Genomic DNA, 5,199 nt, shown 5'->3' on the forward strand with positions numbered 1-5,199 from the left:
CCTTGTAGGGCACGTGGACCATCTGGATGCCGGCCATGTTGTTCATCATCTCCATCACCACGTGCGGGCCCGAGCCGATGCCCAGCGACCCGTAGTCGACCGATCCCGGCTTGGCCTTCGCACGCGCGATCAGGTCTTTCAGGGTGGCGTCGGGCTGGTTCGGGCCGGTGACCAGCACATAGGGCACCAGCGCGACCTGCGTCACGGGGGTGAAGTCGCGGAAGGTGTCGTAGGGCAGCTTGGTGTACACGTTGGGGTTGATGCCCATGATCGAGTTGACCGTCATGAACAGCGTGTAGCCGTCGCCCGGGCTCTTGGCAGCGAGCTCCGCGCCGATGATGCCGGCCGCACCCGCGCGGTTGTCGATGACCACGGGCTGCCCGAGCGCACGCCCGAGGGGCTCGCTCACGATGCGTGCCACCACGTCGGGCGATACACCGGCCGCAAAGGGCACGATGACCTTGATGGGCCGGTCGGGCCACTTGCCCTGCGCGAGCAGCGGCGGGGCGGCCATTGCGGCGGCAGCCGCGCCCAGGTGCGCGAGCACGGTGCGGCGGGAAAAGCGTGGGTCCTGCATGGGGTGTCTCCGTTCTTTTTTCTGAAAGATTCAGGCGAGCCAGTCGCGCAGCGCGGCGATGAGCGGCTGCGGCGCAACGATGTGTGGGTAATGCCCGCCGGTCGCAAGGCTCAGGTGCCGAGCGCCAGGGTAGAGCGCCCGTACACGCGCACGCACCGCGGGCGTGATCGTCGGATCGTCCTCGCAGTCGCACACCACCGTGTTGGCGATGGCTGGCACGGCGGCTGGCGCCTGCGCATGGGCCACCTGGCGCAATCGCTGGTGGAAGGCGCGCGCCGGCAGGCCGTGGTGCAGCATGTGCAGCTGCACGCTGCGCAGAAGATCGTCGGGCCTGGCCGCCAGGACGGCATGCCAGCGGGCGATGACCTCGTCATCGGTGGCGGTGTCCAGCCAGGCCGCATCGAACAGCGGCGAGGCCTTCACGTCGGACCCGTTGACGAAGGTGTTGCCCAGCCACAGCGCCGAAACGTACTGCGGAAATTCGGCGGCGACATGCTGCGCCCACCAGGCGCCGTAGGACGAACCCCAGAGCGCGACCGCGCCGGTGTCCAGATGCCCGAGCAGCGCGGCCAGCCCGTGCGCGAGCTGCGCCGGGCTGCGGCCGCCGGGGTAGGTGACGCTGACCACGCGGCGCTCGGTGTCGAAGGCTTGCGCCACCTGCCAGGCCGTGTCGCCATTGCCCAGCGCACCCGGCAGCAGGACCAGCGGGGCCCTCGCCGTGCGGCGGGCGTTGTCGCGGTAGTCCCAGTGCGTGCCGTCGTCCTCGGTGAAGCGGCCCAGCGGCGCGCTGGCGACATAGCGGCTCAAGGCGGGCGGCGAAGGGTGGGCCAGGCTCATGCGAGGTAGCCTTCTTCGCGCAGCGTCGACTTGGCCTTCTCGGTGAAGTCGGCCTCCGGCGCGTTGCCGCCGATGACGAACATCAGGAAGTGCGTCTTGTCCGGCTCGCTGTGGGTGATGTTCTCGAAGCGCCGGTTCACGCCGGGCGGAAAGGAGCAGATGTCCCAGGGGCCGACGTCGAAGTACTCGTCCTTGCCGTCCAGTTCCCACGAGCAGCGCCAGGTGCCGGTCAGGGGCATGAAGGTCTCGTTGGTGTCGTGGTTGTGCATCATCGGGCCGTTGCCCGGCTTGGCCTCGCAGAAGCCCAGGTTGAAGCCTTCGCTGATGCGAATCGCGGCGTTTTCGGCGGCCTGCGCGCCCACGGGCGACACCACCTGCGCACCGCCCTTGCCGGCCGGCGGCTGGAAGCCCACCGCGTTGTAGAGCTTGCGCACGGCGCTCGGGTATTGGCTGTCGGGCAGGCCCCCGTCGAAGCCCTTGAGGTCCTTGAAGTAGGCAACGCGTTTGCGCATCTCTTCGCGCGTGACGCGGATCTGGGGAATGGCCATCGTGAACATCTCTGTGGAAGTGAAGGAGAGGCCTTCGAGTATTCGCGTCCAGGTCCGCGAACGCCATCGCAAGATCCGATGCGCGCCATCGGCTTCGCGATGACGCATGCGGGTTTTCCCGTCGCCAGGCGCCACGCGATCCATGCGCCGGCGCGGCAAGATATGTCCATGAAACTTCAGGATCTCGACCTGCACCTGTTGCGTGCCTTCGACGCGCTGCTGCGTGAAAGGCATGTGACCCGCGCCGCGGAACGGCTGGGCATGAGCCAGTCGTCGATGAGCGTGTCGCTGGCCAAGCTGCGCGATCTGTTCGGCGACGAACTGCTGATGCGCTCGGGCAGTGGGTGGATGCCCACGGAGCTGGCATTGGTGCTCTGGCCGCGTGTGCAGGACGCCATCGGCGCGCTCGAGCGCGTGCTCGATGCGCCGAGCTTCGACCCCGCCACCGCGACGACCACCTTCCGGCTGATCGTCATCGACTACATCGACCTGCTGATGATGCCCGCCGTGATGCGCCGCATCCGGCAGGAGGCACCGGGCGTGAAGCTGCATGTGCTGCAGACCAACCCCCATCACTTTGGCGAGATGATGGCGGCTGGCGAACTCGATCTGGCGTTGACGTATTTCCCCGGCGCGCCCGACTACCTGAAGGGGCGCAAGCTCTTTTCCGATCGCTTCCTCGGCCTGTGCGCCAGCAGCCACCCGGTGCTTTCCCAAACGCTGGACGTGGCGGGTTTCTGCGCTCTGCCGCATGTGACCATCGAACTCGATGCCGCGCAGATATACAACGTGCAGATCGACGCGGCGCTCGAACCCCATGGCCTGCGCCGGCGGGTGCAGATGATCAAGCCCAGCTTTCTGGCGCTGCCCTTCGTGCTGGAGACCTCGGACATGGTGGCCAGCGTGCCCGCACGCCTGGCGCGCCGCATGACGCGCATGGCGACGGTCTCGTTGTTCGACATCCCGCTCGAGCTGCCGTTGTTCGACGTGCGCATGCTCTGGCACCCGCGCACCGACCATTCGCCTGCGCATGAATGGCTGCGCGGCCTGATGCTGGCGTGCGCACGCGAAGCCTGAGCGCCGACTGCCGGCGCGGTCAAGTCGCGCGTGGGCGTGGGGTCACTTGCTCTTGTCTCGTGCCGTCGCAAGGTTGCGGGCCTCGGCCAGCAGCGGCTTCACCGTCTCGAAGGTCGCGGCGCTCGGGTTGATCACGCTGACCCAGTACATCTTTGCGTACACCGGGTGCGGCATCAGCTGGTCGAGCGCCATGTAGTCGATGCCCGACGGTTCAGCGTCGCCGAACAGCGCGCGAAAGGTCTCCTTGCCCACGCCGACGTTCAGGCGAAACACGCCGGGGCGGTTCAGGTTCGAGGCGCTGTCGAACGCGCTGTCCTTCGTGACGATCGTGGCAAAGGGGAACTTGTTGTCCGCACCGTGGAAGAAGAAGGTGTTGTCGTCGGCCACGTCGAAATGGCCGCCGCCGAGCGTGTCGATGAGGTGTTGGGTGATGTCGTCTTCGGTCATGGAGGTCAATTGGAGATCAGGGTTTCCATCGTCGCAGGCCGAGCTCGTCGGCGAGCGCCTGGTAGGCCTTGATGCGCGCCTGCACGTAGTCGTCGAGCGCGGCGCCGGTGAGCGCGAAAGGATAAAGGCTGTGCCGTTCGCGCAGCGCCGCATAGCCCGGCGCGGCCGTGGCCTCGGCGAAGGCGGTGGTCCATGCGCGCACGGCGGCGTCGGGCACGTTGGCGCTGAGGTACACGCCGCGCACGGTCGGCCAGACGATGTCCACGCCTTGCTCGCGCGCGGTGGGCACGCCCGCGAGCGCACCGCCCAGTCGCGTTTCCGACAGCACCGCGAGCAGTCGCACGGCCGCGCCGCCGGCGATGGCCTGCAGCGCCTCGGCGGCATCGCCCGGGAACGCGTCGACGTGCTTGCCCTGCAGCGCGCCCAGCGCGTCGCCGCCGCCTTCGAAGGACACGAAGCGCATCGCCTTCGGTGCGCCGCCCGCCGCACGCACCAGCAGCGCGGCCTTCACCCAGTCCTGGCTGCCGACCGTGCCGCCCGCACCGAAGACGATGCGCGACGGGTCCTGGCGCAGCGCGGCGATCAGGTCCTGCAAACGTCGGTAGGGCGAGTCGCGGTGCACGGCGACGACGCCGTAGTCGGTGCCGAGCGTGGCGATCCAGCGCACGGCCGAGGGCGGGTGCGGCCCGAAGCGGCCCTGCGCAAGGTTGAGCAGCGAGCCGCTCGAGAACGCGACCAGCGTGCCCGGCCCGCCGAGCTGGCCGCTGGCGATGCGGTCGAAGGCGACGGCACCAATGCCGCCCGGCAGGTAGCGCTGCGCGAGCGGCGTGCGCGCGGGGCGCACCGCCTGCAGCGCGTCGCGTGCGAGCGCGCAGGTCAATGCGAAGCCGCCGCCGGCCTTGGCGGGAATCACGCACTCCGCCGGGCCTTCGGAGGCATCACCGGCCGCCGCTGTCGCATGCAGCGCAGCAGGCGCGAGCCATGCAGACAGCGCACGCAGCGCATGGCGACGGGTGAAGGCGAAGGGGCGTGGCATCGAAGAAGAAGGGCGGCGGTTCACCCCGCGGGACGGGGCCACCAGATGATGGCATGCAGGCCCGGCCCCGCGCCACGCGCTTCGAGCCGCAAATCGCCGCGGTGCCGCTGCGCGATGGCGCGCACGATCGCCAGGCCGAGCCCGAAGCCGCCGGCGCCCGCGCGCGTGCCGCGACGGAAGCGCTGGCCCAGCGTGGCACGCTCTTCGTCACTCAGGCCGGGACCGTCGTCCTCGACATTGAGGCTCCAGCCTGCTGCGTCGCCGGCTGCGAAGAGCGTGATGGTGCCGGCCACCGGCGTGTAGGTGATCGCGTTCGCCACGAGGTTGCTCAGCGCTTCGCGCAGCAGGCCGCGGTCGCCCACCGCGTGCAGGTCGGGGGAGGGCGCATGGATGCCCAGGTCGATGCCCAAGTCGATGCGTTTGGCGCGCGCCAGCGGCAGCAGGTCGACGGCCACCTCGCGCAGCAACTCGGCGGTGTCGAATTCAGCGGGCTCGACGGCCACGGTGTCGCTGCGGCCCAGCGCCAGCAGTTGCTGAGCGCTGCGCGTGGCGCGGCCGATCTCGGCGCCGAGCGCGTCAAGCGCGGCGCGCACCTGCACCGGGTCGTCTTCGCGCCGTGCGTAGTCGGCCTGCATCTGCAGCGTGGTGAGGTGCGTGCGCAGCTGGTGCGAGGCGTC

The 5,199-nt window shown here is 69.4% G+C and carries 7 protein-coding genes; 1 reads left to right on the forward strand and 6 read right to left on the reverse strand.

The window, feature by feature from the left end; all coding sequences use genetic code 11:
• From AAG801_RS40190 to AAG801_RS40200, 3 genes are all read right to left on the reverse strand, one after another.
• Window positions 1–577: tripartite tricarboxylate transporter substrate-binding protein (locus AAG801_RS40190; RefSeq protein WP_341893465.1), on the reverse strand; the 577-nt coding region annotated here is incomplete at its 3' end.
• 30 nt (window positions 578–607) lie between these two features.
• Window positions 608–1,414, reverse strand: coding sequence for an alpha/beta hydrolase (locus AAG801_RS40195; RefSeq protein ID WP_341893466.1), 807 nt, complete (start codon window positions 1,412–1,414; stop codon window positions 608–610).
• Complete coding sequence (locus AAG801_RS40200; RefSeq protein ID WP_341893467.1) at window positions 1,411–1,962, reverse strand: cupin domain-containing protein; 552 nt, start codon at window positions 1,960–1,962, stop codon at window positions 1,411–1,413. Before AAG801_RS40200 ends, AAG801_RS40195 begins: the two co-directional genes overlap by 4 nt.
• 168 nt (window positions 1,963–2,130) lie before the next feature.
• Between AAG801_RS40200 and AAG801_RS40205 the strand changes: the two genes are divergently transcribed.
• Window positions 2,131–3,039: a LysR family transcriptional regulator gene (locus AAG801_RS40205; RefSeq protein WP_341893468.1), complete on the forward strand. Its 909-nt coding sequence runs from the start codon at window positions 2,131–2,133 to the stop codon at window positions 3,037–3,039.
• A gap of 42 nt (window positions 3,040–3,081) precedes the next feature.
• On the opposite strand, the gene AAG801_RS40210 is transcribed toward AAG801_RS40205, so the two are convergent.
• The 3 genes from AAG801_RS40210 to AAG801_RS40220 all read right to left on the reverse strand — a co-directional run.
• Window positions 3,082–3,486, reverse strand: coding sequence for a DUF6194 family protein (locus AAG801_RS40210; RefSeq protein WP_341893469.1), 405 nt, complete (start codon window positions 3,484–3,486; stop codon window positions 3,082–3,084).
• 16 nt (window positions 3,487–3,502) lie between these two features.
• The gene (locus tag AAG801_RS40215; RefSeq protein ID WP_341893470.1) at window positions 3,503–4,522 is read right to left on the reverse strand and encodes a tripartite tricarboxylate transporter substrate-binding protein; all 1,020 of its coding nucleotides are present in this window, start codon (window positions 4,520–4,522) and stop codon (window positions 3,503–3,505) included.
• A 20-nt stretch (window positions 4,523–4,542) separates the two neighbouring features.
• Window positions 4,543–5,199: HAMP domain-containing sensor histidine kinase (locus AAG801_RS40220; RefSeq protein WP_341893471.1), on the reverse strand; the 657-nt coding region annotated here is incomplete at its 5' end.

The organism is Variovorax sp. YR752, from assembly GCF_943372545.1.